The 14112-nt window shown below is 70.3% G+C and carries 13 protein-coding genes and 2 tRNA genes; 6 read left to right on the top strand and 9 right to left on the bottom strand.

The features are described from left to right. Positions 1–2: 2 nt before the first annotated feature. Positions 3–941 (bottom strand): deoxyribose-phosphate aldolase, encoded by a 939-nt coding sequence (gene deoC, locus AB0G15_RS35910; RefSeq protein WP_362848815.1) that lies wholly within the window; start codon positions 939–941, stop codon positions 3–5. A gap of 366 nt (positions 942–1307) precedes the next feature. Between deoC and AB0G15_RS35915 the strand changes: the two genes are divergently transcribed. The 3 genes from AB0G15_RS35915 (at position 1308) to AB0G15_RS35925 (ending at position 5313) form a co-directional block, all read left to right on the top strand. Next, positions 1308–1469 (top strand): hypothetical protein, encoded by a 162-nt coding sequence (locus tag AB0G15_RS35915; protein WP_362848820.1) that lies wholly within the window; start codon positions 1308–1310, stop codon positions 1467–1469. Positions 1470–1593: 124 nt separating this feature from the next. Then, positions 1594–4470: an AAA family ATPase gene (locus AB0G15_RS35920; RefSeq protein WP_362848823.1), complete on the top strand. Its 2877-nt coding sequence runs from the start codon at positions 1594–1596 to the stop codon at positions 4468–4470. Positions 4471–4686: 216 nt separating this feature from the next. Next, positions 4687–5313 carry a hypothetical protein gene (locus AB0G15_RS35925; RefSeq protein WP_362848826.1) on the top strand — a complete coding sequence of 209 codons (627 nt, stop codon included), beginning with the start codon at positions 4687–4689 and terminating at the stop codon, positions 5311–5313. A 16-nt stretch (positions 5314–5329) separates the two neighbouring features. On the opposite strand, the gene AB0G15_RS35930 is transcribed toward AB0G15_RS35925, so the two are convergent. The 8 genes from AB0G15_RS35930 to AB0G15_RS35965 all read right to left on the bottom strand — a co-directional run bounded on the left by AB0G15_RS35930 (position 5330) and on the right by AB0G15_RS35965 (position 10868). Next, on the bottom strand, positions 5330–5899 hold the full coding sequence (locus AB0G15_RS35930) for a TMEM165/GDT1 family protein (RefSeq protein WP_362848829.1): 570 nt from the start codon (positions 5897–5899) through the stop codon (positions 5330–5332). Positions 5900–6368: 469 nt separating this feature from the next. Next, positions 6369–7406, bottom strand: coding sequence for a UDP-N-acetylmuramate dehydrogenase (locus AB0G15_RS35935; protein WP_362848832.1), 1038 nt, complete (start codon positions 7404–7406; stop codon positions 6369–6371). A gap of 54 nt (positions 7407–7460) precedes the next feature. After that, positions 7461–8783: a glycosyltransferase family A protein gene (locus AB0G15_RS35940; RefSeq protein ID WP_362848835.1), complete on the bottom strand. Its 1323-nt coding sequence runs from the start codon at positions 8781–8783 to the stop codon at positions 7461–7463. Positions 8784–9070: 287 nt separating this feature from the next. Then, on the bottom strand, positions 9071–9499 hold the full coding sequence (locus AB0G15_RS35945) for a MaoC family dehydratase (protein WP_362696708.1): 429 nt from the start codon (positions 9497–9499) through the stop codon (positions 9071–9073). 1 nt (position 9500) lies between these two features. Then, entirely contained in the window at positions 9501–9947 is a 447-nt protein-coding gene (locus AB0G15_RS35950; RefSeq protein WP_362696706.1) for a MaoC family dehydratase N-terminal domain-containing protein, read from the bottom strand. A gap of 317 nt (positions 9948–10264) precedes the next feature. Further along, the gene (rpmG, locus tag AB0G15_RS35955) at positions 10265–10429 is read right to left on the bottom strand and encodes a 50S ribosomal protein L33 (RefSeq protein ID WP_030921771.1); all 165 of its coding nucleotides are present in this window, start codon (positions 10427–10429) and stop codon (positions 10265–10267) included. 80 nt (positions 10430–10509) lie between these two features. Next, positions 10510–10583: transfer RNA gene (locus tag AB0G15_RS35960), tRNA-Met, on the bottom strand. A 212-nt stretch (positions 10584–10795) separates the two neighbouring features. Then, positions 10796–10868 (bottom strand) — tRNA-Thr (locus AB0G15_RS35965). Between the two features lie 691 nt (positions 10869–11559). Here AB0G15_RS35965 and AB0G15_RS35970 point away from each other — a divergent pair. The 3 genes from AB0G15_RS35970 (at position 11560) to AB0G15_RS35980 (ending at position 14068) form a co-directional block, all read left to right on the top strand. After that, the gene (locus AB0G15_RS35970) at positions 11560–11871 is read left to right on the top strand and encodes a hypothetical protein (RefSeq protein ID WP_362696415.1); all 312 of its coding nucleotides are present in this window, start codon (positions 11560–11562) and stop codon (positions 11869–11871) included. 312 nt (positions 11872–12183) lie between these two features. Beyond that, on the top strand, positions 12184–12432 hold the full coding sequence (locus tag AB0G15_RS35975) for a hypothetical protein (RefSeq protein WP_362848838.1): 249 nt from the start codon (positions 12184–12186) through the stop codon (positions 12430–12432). Positions 12433–12775: 343 nt separating this feature from the next. Beyond that, complete coding sequence (locus tag AB0G15_RS35980; protein ID WP_362848841.1) at positions 12776–14068, top strand: GAF domain-containing SpoIIE family protein phosphatase; 1293 nt, start codon at positions 12776–12778, stop codon at positions 14066–14068. The last annotated feature ends 44 nt before the right edge of the window (positions 14069–14112 follow it).

The raw sequence follows: 14112 nt of genomic DNA on the forward strand, positions 1-14112 counted from the left end.
CCTTAGTCGAGGGTGAAGTAGTCGGGACCCGCGTACCTGCCGGTGGTCATCTTCTGGCGCTGCATCAGCAGGTCGTTGAGGACGCTGGAGGCGCCGAGCCGGAACCAGTCGGGGTCGAGCCAGCCGTCTCCGACGGTCTCGTTGACCAGGACGAGCATCTTGATCGCGTCCTTGGTGGTCTTGATGCCGCCCGCGGGCTTCACCCCGACCTTGCGGCCGGTCGCGGCCAGGAAGTCGCGGACCGCCTCCAGCATGACCAGCGTCACGGGGAGGGTCGCGGCCGGCTGCACCTTTCCGGTGGAGGTCTTGATGAAGTCGCCCCCGGCGAGCATGGCCAGCCAGGACGCGCGGCGCACGTTGTCGTACGTGGACAGCTCGCCGGTCTCCAGGATCACCTTCAGATGGGCGTCTCCGCACGCGGCCTTGATAGCGACGATCTCCTCGTAGACCTTGAGGTAGTCGCCCGAGAGGAACGCGCCCCGGTCGATGACCATGTCGATCTCGTCGGCGCCGGCCGCCACCGCGAAGGTGGTGTCGGCGATCTTGACGTCGAGCGAGGAGCGCCCGCTGGGGAAGGCGGTCGCGACACTGGCCACCTTGACACCGGAGCCCTTCACGGCCGCCGCGGCCTCGGCGACCATGTCGGGGTAGACGCACACCGCGGCCACCTTGGGCACGGAGGGGTCGGCCGGGTCGGGGTGGACGGCCTTGGCGCACATCGCGCGGACCTTGCCCGGGGTGTCCGCGCCCTCCAGGGTCGTCAGGTCCACCATGCCGATGGCGAGATCGATGGCCCGGGCCTTGGCCGTGGTCTTGATGGATCGGGTGCCGAGCATCGCGGCGCGCTGGTCGGCGCCCACGCGGTCGACACCGGGCAGGCCGTGCAGGAAGCTTCGCAGCGCGACGTTGGACGTTGCCACGTCGGTGAGCGAGGTCGTCATAGTTGACACCTCTCCAGCATGCCTACTGGTGTGATTACTTCCAAACTGGACCCTGCCCAGCGACCCTGCCGGTTTTCGTCAACATCCGCCGAGCGGCCCGCGCGCGGGGGCGCCCCGCCGCCCGGGGACCCGGCGGTGACACGGGGCCGTTCCGGGAGACGTCGGGACCGGGACCCCCTGCCGGAGAGGCGAATCGGTGCCGTCTAGGTAGTCCCGGGACGGCCTAGGCGTGATCTAGGTAGTGCCGGGGCGAGAAGCGCCCCGGGAGATAGGACATCCTCCCGATGTGGGACCCGGGGCCTTAGGGCGAATCTTGAGTCTGTAAGGAAAACGCGCCGCGAGGCGCCACACCAGGGAGGAACCCCCATGGGTCCCGAGCTCCACCTTCAGATGATCGCCCACCGCACCACCGAACTCCGCGAGGAGGCCGACAGCTACCGCCGCGCCCGTGAGGCGCAGGGGGACCGCAAGGCCCACTCTTCCGAGAAGCGCCGCCGGGGCCTCTTCGGCAAGATCATCCCGGCATGACCCCGCCCCGAGAGCCCGGCCGCTCCCATCTGCCCGGCCGGGCCTCCCTGCCCCCCTGAACCATCGATTTCACCGAGCGAAAAATAAGGAGATCACACCTTTAAGGCATGACATGCTGGCAGACATGGTGGGTCGGGCGGTAAGTCCCGTCTTCGTGGGGCGGGAGCGAGAGCTCGCGGACCTGACCGAGGCGTTCGAGCAGGCCCGGAAGGACGCGGCGGTGACCGTGCTGCTCGGTGGCGAGGCGGGCGTCGGCAAGTCGCGGCTGATCGGGTGTTTCGCGGAACGGGCCACAGTCGACGGCGCCCACGTGCTCAACGGGGGCTGCGTGGAGCTGTCGACCGAGGGCCTCGCCTACGCGCCGTTCACCGCGGCGATCCGCCAGCTCGTCCGCGAGTGCGGTGCCGAGGTGGTCGCGGCCCTGCTCCCCGAGGGAGGGGCGCGCGACCTGGCCCGGCTGCTGCCCGAGTTCGGCGAGCCGAGCGGCGACACGGAGAGCGACACCGCCCGCGCCCGGCTCTTCGAGCAGATCCTCACCCTGCTGGAGCGGCTCGCGGAGCACCGCCCGGTGATCCTCCTCATCGAGGACGTCCACTGGGCCGACAGCTCCAGCCGCGACCTGATCGCCTTCCTCAGCCGGAACCTCCGCGCCGCTCCCGTGCTGATGGTCCTCACCTACCGCTCCGACGAACTCCACCGCCAGCACCCGCTCCGGCCGGTGCTCGCCGAGCTCGGCCGGCTGGACGGGGTCCTCCGGATGGACCTGCCCCGGCTCACCCGGTCCGAGGTGGCCGCCCAGATGGCCGGCATCCTCGGCACCGCGCCCGAGTTCGTCCTGGTCGACAAGGTCTTCCAGCGCAGCGAGGGCATCCCGCTGTTCGTCGAGGCGCTGATGGAGTGCGGCGGCGAATGCACCTTCCCCGACTCCCTGCACGACCTGATCATCGGCTCCGTGGAGCGGCTCCCCGAGGAGACGCAGCGGGTGCTGCGCATCGCCGCCGCCGGCGGTATCCGGGTGAGCCACGCCCTGCTCGTCGCGGTCAGCGCGCTGTCGGACGTCGAGCTCGACGACGCGCTGCGCACCGCGATCGCCGCCAACGTGCTGCAGGTCGCCGACGGCCGCGCCTACGTCTTCCGGCACGCGCTGATCCGCGAGGCCGTGCACGACGAGCTCCTGCCCGGCGAGCACGTACGGCTGCACGCCCGCTTCGCCGAGGAGATCGGCAAAGACCGCACGCTGGTGCCTCCCGGCCGGGCCGCCATCGAGATCGCCCACCACTGGCACTCCGCCCGCGACGACCTCTGGGCCCTCATCTCCGCCTGGGAGGCGGCGGGCAAGGCCGCCAAGACCTTCGCCCACCGGGAGATGATGCAGCTGCTGGACCGGGTGCTCACGCTGTGGAGCAAGGTCCCCGACGCCGCCGAGCGCATCGGCGTGGACCACACCACCGTCCTGGAGCAGGCCGCCGAGGCCGCGAGCGCGTGCGGGGAGGTCGACCGGGGCAGCAAGTTCGTCAAGGCCGCGCTGCAGGAGCTCGACGAGCGGACCGAGCCCGCCCGGGTGGCGAACCTGGTCGTACGGAGGTCGCAGTTCAAGAAGGCCAGGCGGCGGCCCGGAGTGCTCGACGATCTGCGCTACGCCGAGCGGCTGGTCCCCGAGCCGGGACTGGAGCGCGCCGAGGTGCTGTCCAAGCTGGGCTCGTACCTGATATTCAGCGGCGAGCTGGCGGAGGGGACGGCGCACACCGAGGAGGCGCTGCGGATCGCCCGCGAGCACGGCGAGGGGCCCCTGGAGGCGGAGCTGCTGCTCAATCTGGCGCTGGGCCACTCGATCGCGGGGCGCATCGATGTCACGATCGAGCTCAACGAGACCGCGCAGGCGATCGGCGAGCGTGTCGAGTCCGGCCGCAGCGTCCTGCGCGCCATCGCCAACAACGTGGACGCGCTCAACAACATGGGCCGCTCCGCCGAGGCGATCGAGCTCGCGCTCGAAGGGGAGCGGCTGGCGAAGAAGTACGGCCGCTACCGGGACCAGGGCACGTTCATCGCCAACAACCGGGCCGAGGCGCTGGAGGCGCTGGGCAGGTTCGACGAGGCCGCCGAGCTGGTCGAGCGGATCCTCGGCAAGGACCCCACCCTGCGCACCCGCCACCACCTGCGGCGGGTCCGCGGGGACGTGGCGGTCGCCCGCGGCGAGACGGACGTGCTCAGATCCGTCCTGGACGAGGTCGGCGCCTTCGGCACCGTCCCCGAGGAGTTCATGCAGGAGCTGACCGCCAACGCCCGGCTCATGATCGGCCTGCACATGCTCGGCGGGGAGCCGCTGGCCGCGCTGGAGGTCGCCGAGCGGGTCGCCCGCGAGGCGCAGATCACGAGCAAGCCCATGCTGGGCTGGCGGACGTTCGGCCTGCTCGGCGGCATCTGCGAGACGGTCGAGGATCTCGCGCCCGAACGGGTGGCGGCGCTGCGTGCCCACGTTGAGAAGGCCGCTGCGACGATGGCCGTGGACAGCCCCGTCGCCGAGGCCTACCGGCTCGGGCTCATCCGCGACCACGACGCCGCGGCCGCCGCCTGGGAACGGCTGGGCCGCCCCTTCCCCCAGGCGAAGTCGCTGCTGCACGGGGGACGGACGGCGGCCGGCGCCGGTGACCGCGACGGCGCCGCGTCCCGGCTGCGCGCGGCCCACCCGATCGCCGTGGCGCTCTCCACCCGGCCGCTGGCCACCGAGATCGAGGCACTCGCCCGCCGGATCGGGATCTCCCTCACCGAACAGGCCGGAACCACCGGGCAGGCCGGGGGCGGGGAGTCGCCGCTGACCCCGCGCGAGCTGGAGGTGCTCCGGCTGGTCGCGCTGGGACGGTCCAACCGCGAGATCGCCGCCGAGCTGTTCATCTCGGCCAAGACCGTGAGCGTCCACGTCTCCAACATCCTCGGCAAGCTGGGCGTCTCCACCCGTGGCGAGGCGGCCGCGGCCGCCCACCGTCTCGCCCTGATCGGCTGACTCCCGCTCCCTCGCCGGAGGCGATCACCGGGCGACGGTACGGCGAGGGAAGACGGTGTACGGCGGCCCGGCGGTACGGCACGGTGAAAAGAATGCGACGACCTTACACACCGGCCACTCGGGCCGAACAAGAGCCTTACAAATATTAAAGCTGCACAAAAATCCCTATTTCTTGATATATGCGCGCAAGATTGGGCGGTTGCGTATCTTGACCCCATGGACTTCTTCACCGCACCACCGGCCCACGACCGGGAGCCCGAAGAGGAAAGAGTGCTTCCCCCCTGGCTGGGCCCCTCGGACACCGTGCTCGGCCGCACCGTCGACATCAGCCGGACGCTGTTCCACAGTGAGGCGCTGGCCATCGTGCTCACCAGTGCCGTCGCCTTTCCCGAGGGAGTGAAACTCCACGTCCGGATAGTGGCCCGTCCCGTCGAGGGCGTGAACAAGGACACGTGGTGGGAACGGCGTGACCTGATGTTCGAAAGGAGCCACTCCAGATTCCGTCCAGGAAAGGCGCTGGAAGACGAGATCCTCCGCTTCGGCGTCCGCTTCTCCGACGGCGGCAAGGCCACGACCGTCGACGGCAGGCCGCGCTACGACGGCGAGTGGCCCCCGCCGCCTCCCGACGGCCCGGTCCTCCAGCAGCACAGCGGGGGCGGCGGAAGCGGCAGTGACCGTCTCATCTCCCTCCGCTGGAGCCTGTGGCTGTGGCCACTGCCTCCCGCGGAGCCGTTCGAGGTCGCGGTCGAGTGGCCCGCCTTCGACGTGCCGCTGACGTTCACCGAGATCGACGGCGCGGCGATCGCCGCCGCCGCCGAGCACGCGCGGCCGTACTGGCCCTGATCCGTACCGTCCCTGATCAGACCAACAGCGGTTCGAGCAGCAGGATCACGCCGAAGACGGCGAAGGCCGCGGCGGCACCGTAGCGGATGATTCTCTCCGGCAGGTGCTTGCCGAGCATCCGGCCGACCACGATGGCCAGGGCGTCGGCGGCGACCATGCCCACCGTCGAGCCGATCCACGTGCCGAACCAGCCGTGCTGGGTGGCGAGCGTGATGGTCGCGAGCATCGTCTTGTCACCCAGCTCGGCGAGGAAGAAGGCGACGGTCACGGCGATGATCGCCGACCGGGTGGTGCGCCGCGCCTTTCGCGACTCCTCCTCGGTCAGCTCGTCCCCGCGCAGCGTCCACAGCGCGAAGCCCAGAAAGGCGATGCCGGCGATGATCGTGATCGCCGTGGTGGGGAGAAAATCGCCGACCAGTCCGCCCAGGGCGACGCTGAACAGGTGAACCACCGCGGTGGCCAGGGTGATTCCGGCGAGGACCGGCCACGGTTTGAACCGGGTGGCGAAGGTCATGGCCATGAGCTGGCTCTTGTCGCCGAGTTCGGCGACGAAGATCACGGCGAGACTGATCCAGAACGCTTCCAACGAGGGTGCCCTTCCCGCGTACGCAGCCGGGCGGAAGGGCGGAACCCGGGGAGTCTCGGGCACGTCTTCGGCCCGGCGGCATCCATCAATGCCTGCCAGGCCGAAGGTCTCGTCCGCCGTGGAGCCGGGCCGAACCGGCCGGATCCAGGGCCCGCGCGACCGGGCGCCTCAGGCGCCAGCATGTCGATCACGCGATTGGGACTACTCCCCTTCGGGTCTTTCCATCAGACCATACCAGCAGAAATCGGATGCCCATTCCCGCCCTCCGAGGATCCCGGAGGATCTCACGGACCCCGGAGACCTCGGAAAATCTCACAGACCCCGGCACCCCGGAGACCTCGGAAAATCTCACAGGACCCCGGAGGGCCTCGCAGGAACCTTCACGGGACCTCGGAGGACGCCAGGGAGGACCCTGGGGACCCGGGGGATCCTCGGGAGAATTTCGGAAGAGCCCGGAATCCCGAGAACCTCAGAGCCGGGTGCCGACCATCACGGGCTCGTTGACCAGGGTGACGCCGAACTTCTCCAGGACGCCGTCCCTGACCTCGCGGGCGAGGTCGAGGAGCTCCTCCGTCGAGGCCACCATTTCCGGATTTGTCATGGCAAGGGTGTGCTTGGTGGAGATACGGGCCGGGCCGCGCCGGTAGCCCTTCGGGAACCCGGCGTTCTCGATCAACCACGCCGCCGGGACCTTGACGGCCCCCTCCGGCATGTCCCAGCGGGGGAACCCCGGCGCCCGCAGTTCCAGCTCGGCGGCCTGCACGGCGGTCAGGACCGGGTTGGTGAAGAACGATCCCGCGCTGCGGGTGTCCGGGTCGGCGGCGTCCAGGACCATGCCCTTGCCCGCGCGCAGCTCCAGCACCGCCGCCCGGGCCTCCGCGAGCGGCACCCGGTCGCCCAGGGCGACCCCCAGCCGGGAGGCCAGCTCCCGGTAGGCGACCGGACCGGACAGCGCGTCCCCGGCCAGCTCGTAGGTAACCGCGAGCACGACGTATCGTCCCAGGTCGTCCTTGAACGCGCTGTGCCGGTAGGCGAACCCGCACTCCCGCGCGGCCAGGTCCCGCACCGCACCGGTCCGGCGGTCGTAGGCCCGAACGGCGGTGATCGTCTGGGAGACGTCCTGCCCGTAGGCGCCGACGTTCTGGATCGGCGTGGACCCGACCAGCCCGGGGATGCCGGACAGGCACTCCACGCCCGACCGGCCCTCGCGCACCGCACGCTCGACCAGGGCGTCCCAGTCCTCGCCCGCCTGCGCGGTGACCAGGTCCCCCTCGACCTCGACGCCCCGGGAGGCGACGCGCACGACCAGTCCGTCGAAGCCCTCGTCGGAGACGACCAGATTGCTGCCGCCCCCCAGCACGAGCACCGGCTCGCCCGCCCGGTCGGCCGCCGCCACCAGCTCGACGATCTCCTCGGGCGACCCCGCCTCCACGAACGCCCCGGCCGGTCCCCCCAGCCCCAGCGTCGTGTACGGCGCCAGCCGCACCCCCGCCACCCGCTCCGTCATGCGCTTTTCCCCACCCGCGACCACCCGGCGACCCGGCCGAAATCCGCGACCAGCCTACGGGGAGCGCAGCAGCCTCAGCACCCGGTCGTAGGTTCGCCGGGACTCCCCCTCGCGATATTCGGGGTCCGCGCCGTCGTCGCGGCGGTGCCGCTCCTGGTGGACCGGGAGATCCTTCCCCAGGGCGACGAGAGTGCCGGGCAGCCTGAGCGAGAACTCCAGGTCGGCGTTGCGGTAGTAGCGGGCGTCGGCGGGGAAGCCACCCGCGGCGAGCGCGGTGTCGCGCCTGACCGCGAACAGGTGGCCGAGCAGCCCCCGGACCTCACCGGGCTCGGCCTCCAGCCATTCCTTGCCGTCCTCGCGGGGATTCATCCCCTTCCACCCGGCCGCGGTCACATCGTCGTCCAGCGCCTTGACCAGCGGGGTGACGGCGTCGCCGTCCAGGACCACGGAGGTGTCCATGACGACGTGGACGTCCGAGGTGTCGAGGCGCAGCAACCTGTCGCGGCTCTCGCCCCACCCCGCGGAGCCGCCCTTCCAGTGCGGCGTCTCGGCCACGTGCCAGGCCTCCACCCGGCGGGGGAACTCCTCCACCAGCTCCTGCAGGACCGCTCCCGCGCCGTCCACGTCTCCCAGGTCGAGGGCGAGGATCCTCGCCTCCGTACGGGCGACCAGGGCGCGTACGCACTCGCGCAGCTCGTCGGGACGGCCGTCGACCAGCAGGGCGACGGTCACCGTCGGCCGCGCGGCCTTCGGCTCCTCGACGCCGGCCGGGGGAACGATGGTCTCGTCGAGCCGGGAGACCGACAGGCTGCCGTCCCACAGCAGCTGGGAGGAGACCATCCGCTCGGGATGGCCGTCGAGATCGTCGGCCCGGCCGACCAGCTCCGAGCCCTCGGGCGTCTGCTGGGGCGCCGCCTCGGTCTCGGCGACCCGCTCGGCGTCCAGGTCACCGAGCCGCCCCGGGTGGCGTCCGGGATCCGCGGCCTCGGCGACCCGCCCGGGGTCGGCCGAGTCGTCCCGTCCGGTGGAGGTCTTCCCTGTGCTCCCCGTGTCCCCCGTGCCCTCGGCATTCCCGTCGACCCCGGCGGCCCCGCTCGTGGCGCTCGTCCGTCCGGGGGCCGTGGACGTTCCCGGCCCGCCGCTCGAACCGCCTCGTTCCGCTCCCGGGGAACCCCCCTCGGGCAGGGAACTCACCGTGGGCCACACGTCGAAGGAGGGAGAGGGGATGAGCTCGAAACCGTCCGCGGTGTCCCGGACGAGCCAGCCCTCGGTTCTGATCTCGTCACGGAGCGCGTCGGAGGCGGCATGATCGTGCTCGGCTAGCGCCTTGGCCCGCCGCTCGGCCAGGCCGGTCACGTTAGGAGGTACTTCGCTCATGCTGGGGAGCTACCCCCGGAAGGGGAGAAGATTCGGCCCCGGCCCGCGAGCATGCCGTGAACCACGGCCAGGTCGGCGGATCACCACCTGACCCGCCGTGAGCCGTACCGGTGGACCGTGCCCCGACCTCACCGTGAGCCGTACCGGTGGACCGGGGAACCGAAGAACCGGCGCGGGCCGCCCGGGCGTGAGCCCCGCCCCGGCCACCGCGTCCCGAACCGGCTCCGGGCCGTACCGGGCCGGCTGGGCACCGGCGGCGCCCGCGACAGGGCGCTACGGCAGGGCGCCTACGACAGCTGGACCACCGCGCGAGCCTTGGACAGGACGCGGGAGTCGTTGGACCTGGCGGTCAGGGCGACCACCACGCGCTTGTCCTCGAGCTTCTCCTCGACGACCCCGCTCACCGTGATGACGGCGCCCTGGTCGTCGTCGGGGACGACCACCATGGAGGAGAACCGCACCCCGTAGTCGACGACCGCGCCGGGGTCGCCCACCCAGTCGGTGACGAACCGGCCGCCCTGCGCCATGGTGAACATGCCGTGCGCGATGACGTCGGGAAGCCCGACGGTCTTGGCGAAGCGCTCGTTCCAGTGGATGGGGTTGAAGTCACCCGAGGCCCCGGCGTACATCACCAGGTTGGCGCGGCGTACCGCGTATTCGGCGGGCGGGATCTGCTGGCCCGTCTCGACCTCGTCGTACTTGACCGTCGCGGCCATGTCAGCCCGCCCCTCCACGCTCGACGATGGTGTTGTAGGCCGTGCACACGAACTCGCCGTCGACGGTGCTGACGTCGCTCTTGACGGTGATCAGCTCGTTGCGGCCGATGCTGCGGATGTCGGTCACGGTGGAGACGCTGACCAGCTCGTCCCCGGCGTGGATCGGCCGCCGGTACTCGAAGCGCTGCTCGCCGTGGACCACCATGGCGAGGTTCAGACCGAGCTCGGGGTCGGTCAGGATCGACCCTCCGGCCAGGCTGAACACGATGGGGAAGGTCGGCGGCGCGATCACGTCGGGATACCCCGCGGCCTGGGCGGCCTCTCTGTCCCGGTAGATCGGGTTGTTGTCGCCGATCGCCGTCGCGAACTCTTTGATCTTCACGCGACTGACCTCGTACGGCGAGGAGGGCGCGGACGCCCGCCCGACGAAGTCACGGTTCAGAGCCATCGTGCTCCTTTGCGGATATCGAACCGGTGGGGCCGACACCGGCGGGTCGGACGAGACATTAACAGAACAAGATTCCGGTATGCGCCCTGGGGGGACATCGGGCGGCGAGCTACCGGAAAGCGGTTCACCGGTAGGCGAGCCACCAGGAAACCGTAGCCCGGCCCGCTCTCGCGCCGGATCTCTTCCGTGGTCAACGCTCGTGCCATAAAACTGTACGGATACGACAAACCGGCGCCTCGTCTGAGGACGCCGGTTTTCGTGGAGTGTGTTCGTGCCGAAGCACTCATCTCCCGCCGTGGCGGAAGGCTTCGCGCAGACTAGCGAGTCTCGCGGTGCGCCTGGTGCGTCTTGCAGTTCGGGCAGTACTTCTTCAGCTCAAGCCGATCCGGGTCGTTGCGCCGGTTCTTCCGCGTGATGTAGTTGCGGTGCTTGCACTCCTGGCAGGCCAGCGTGATCTTCGGCCTAACGTCGGTGGCAGCCACTTGGGAGTGCCTTTCTACGTTCTGGACAGTGGACAACCCACGACAGGACCTCTCTGGTGGGAGAAGCCCCGGATGGGTAGTAGCGGAGGCCGGACTTGAACCGGCGACACAACGATTATGAGCCGTTTGCTCTGCCTGGCTGAGCTACTCCGCCTTGAGGCCGACGAAATCGACCGACCTCGCAAGGATACCCGACCCGCAGAGTGCCTGCGTACTTGTGCAGGTCAGGGCGATCTCTTCTGGGTCGCCCCAGTATGCCCGCCCGCGCGTCAGGAACCTTGAGTATTTTCTGGCCCGCCTTTACCTGTCTTCAAGGCCAACCAAGCCGAAAGCCCTAACCAGGAGGTTAGGGCCTTTAGGCTGTCGAGCCCCTTTACGGAATCGAACCGTAGACCTTCTCCTTACCATGGAGACGCTCTGCCGACTGAGCTAAAGGGGCCTGTCCGTGTCGCTCTCGCTTGCGGACAGGTGTAACCATACACGGCTCCGCAGCGGGATGCGAAATCAATTGAGGTCCACCCGGACCACCACACGTCCCCCTCGAGGCACCCACGCCGTCCCCCCGCGCCGGACCCCCGCCAGACCCCCGCCAGACCCCCTCCGGCTCCCGCGCCGCCCCTCCTCGCACCGTCCCTCACGACGGGCGCCACGACGGGCCCTGCGACAGGCTCCACCCCGGATGAGGAGAAGCGGCCCCTCCCCCCGACCCCCGATCCCCAATCGCCGGTCGCCGGTCGCCGGTCGCCGGGAGGTACGGGCCCGTGGCGGACGTACGCGGCAGCCGTCCGGAGGCTGGCACCCGGCCGGGGGCAGCCACGTAGACCGACGTAGGCCGACATGAGCCGACATGAGCCGGGAGGGTGGCCGGCGCTCCGGGCGGCGGCCGCCCCCGCCACAGGTCATCGATGAAACGATCGGCGGGGACCACGTGCCCGCCCGCCGCGACGAGCCCGGCCGCCACAGCCCGCCACCGGGAGGCGCCCGGGTCCCCGTACGGCCGTAGATCTCCTGGAGCGGTACACGAGAACAAGCACCACAACAAAAAGCAGGTTATGCGCCCTTTAGCCTTTTTTGGCGACAGCATGCCTTTTGAGGAACACCGAGCCTTTTACCGAACACCGAGGAGCACGATGCTGCAGGATCGTCGCAGGGACACGATCCGGGCGCTCGACGAGAGCGACCGGCCGCACCTGTACTGGCACGGAGTGGACGGCGACGGCCACGTGTGGTTGTTCGAGACCGTCCTCGACAGCGGCGGGGAGTACTGGCCCGTGAGGCACGCCGAGCTGGGTTCGGACGGCCTCGCCCGCAGATACTCGTGGCGGCACATCGAGGACGAGCACGGCTTCCTGGCCGAGGGCCCGATCTACCCCGGCGACTTCGGCCTGAACGCCCTGACCTCCGAGGAGTTCGAGATCCTGTGGGCCGCGCTCGACGGGTGAGGGTGCTCCCCGGACCCCCGCCGCGCGACCCGCTCACCCCGCCACGCGTGCCCCGCCCCCGCCGGCCGCGCCCTGCCTGCGCCCTGTCGGCGACCTGCCAGCGCCCTGGCGGCCCCGTTCCCGATTCACGGGGACGGGCCGGTCGCCGACCGTGCCACATCGACACGTGAACGTCATTCAGCATCCCTTTCCATCGATTTTCGACTGTTTTCGACCACTGATCAGCTCCCGTTTCGGCCGCGCCATAAGATCCCTGCATCCGGATGACAAAGTGGGTTATTTCGCATATATGCATGGGGGTAAGTTGCTCGCATGAGCGGAACGCCCGGCCTGAGGATGGCAGCCTCGGACATGACCGCGCTGAGCCTGTGGACCGCCGACGCGGTGGTGCTGTTCGACTGGCTCCTGAGCGTGGATCTCGACCAGCTTCCCGTCCAGCACATGGCGCAGAAACAGGCCCTGATGTCTCTGCTCCAGCAGCTTGACCGGAGCATTCCCGGCTTCACCTCCGAGGACATCGAACAGGCGCACCTGCTGCTGACCCGCGAGATGGGCCTGTGATCACGCCCGCCCGCCACGCCGCGACGTTGAGATCCCCCGGCGGAGCCCCGTGATCCGTGCCGCGGCCGTGCGAGTCCACGGCGCGATCACGTGATCCCGGGCGGAACATCACGCGATCCCCGGCGGAACCGTGCGTCCCGGCGGACTCACGCGGCCGGGGACGGACCGGGCGGCTCGGGACAGGGCGGGGACCGCTGTCTCAGGGACGCTGGCCTAGAGTCTGACCTGTAGTGGTTTGTACTGCTCTGTGAGGCACAATCGCCTGCCCCAGGCTGATTCCGGTGGCTCCGGGTATGAGCGGCGTGATCGTGGATGACGTACCCGGAAGAAAGCGGTCGCGCACATGGGCGTTGAGATCCCGGCGGCGGTGTTCGATCCCAAACGCCTGTCGGCGGTGTGGGCCACCGGCCTGCTCGACTCCGAACCCGAGCCGTCGTTCGACGACCTCGCCCGCCTGGCCGCGCGGGTGACCGGAACGCGGCGGGCGTTCGTGACCCTGGTCGACGACCGGCGGTCGTTCTGGAAGAGCGCGATCGGAATGGGCGAGCCGTCCACGTCCGAGCGGCAGAACGCGGTGGCCGACAGTCCCTGCCACATCCTGGTCGCGACGAACGAGCCGTTGCTCGTGGGCGACGCCGCCGCCGACCCCCGCGTGCGCGACCTGCCGACGGTGGAGCGGCTGGGGATCGGCGCATGGGCCGGGTATCCCATCCACGGCCTGGACGGCGAGGTCCTGGGCGGGCTCTGCGTGGTGGACTCGGTGTCGCGCGCGTGGTCCGAAACCGACGCGCAGACGCTGGCCATCCTGTCGCGCGCCGTGTCGGGTGAGATCCGGCTCCGGGCCGCGCTGGCCCGTTCCGAGCGGCACGTGCTGGAGCTGCAGGCCGCGGGCGAGGTGTCCGAGAGACTGGTCCGGACCCTCCAGGACAGCCTGCTGCCGCCGATGATGCCGACGGTTCCCGGCCTGCAGGCCGCCGCCACCTACATTCCGGCCACGGGCGAGGTGGACGTCACCGGTGACTTCTACGACCTGTTCTCAGCGAGCGGTTCACGCTGGTGCGCGGTCCTGGGCGACGTGTGCGGGCACGGAGTGGAGGCCGCGCAGATCACCGCCCTGGCCCGGTACACGCTGCGGGCCGACGCGCCCCGCCACGTCTCGCCCAGCCGGGTGCTGGAGCAGCTGAACCGGGCTCTGCTGGCGCAGCGGGTCAGGGACGGGCGGTTCCTGACGGTGGTGTGCGCGATCTTCCGCCCGGACGGGGAAGGTTTCACGGGAATGCTGTCCACGGCCGGGCACCCCTCCGCCCTGCTGCGACGGGCCGACGGAAGCGTGGAGTCCCTGAGAACGTCCGGCGTCGTGCTGGGCGTCATGGAGGAGGCGAGGCTCGAGAACATCCGTTTCGATCTGCGGCCCGGCGACACGCTGGTGCTGTACAGCGACGGCGTCACCGAGGCGCATCCGCCGAGACAGCAGGACCTGTTCGGCGACGAACGCCTGATCGCCCTGCTGGCGGAGTGCCGGGACCTCGACGCCGGCGACATCGTGCGGCGGATCGGGGACGCCACCCTCGCTCACAGCCGAGGACACATGACCGACGACATGGCCATCCTGGCACTTCGCGTTCCGGCTCCGTGACCGGACCTTTTTCGCCGGACGCCCGGCAGAATGTCGAGAAGGCG

This window comes from Streptosporangium sp. NPDC023825 (assembly GCF_040639575.1).
GTDB lineage: Bacteria > Actinomycetota > Actinomycetes > Streptosporangiales > Streptosporangiaceae > Streptosporangium.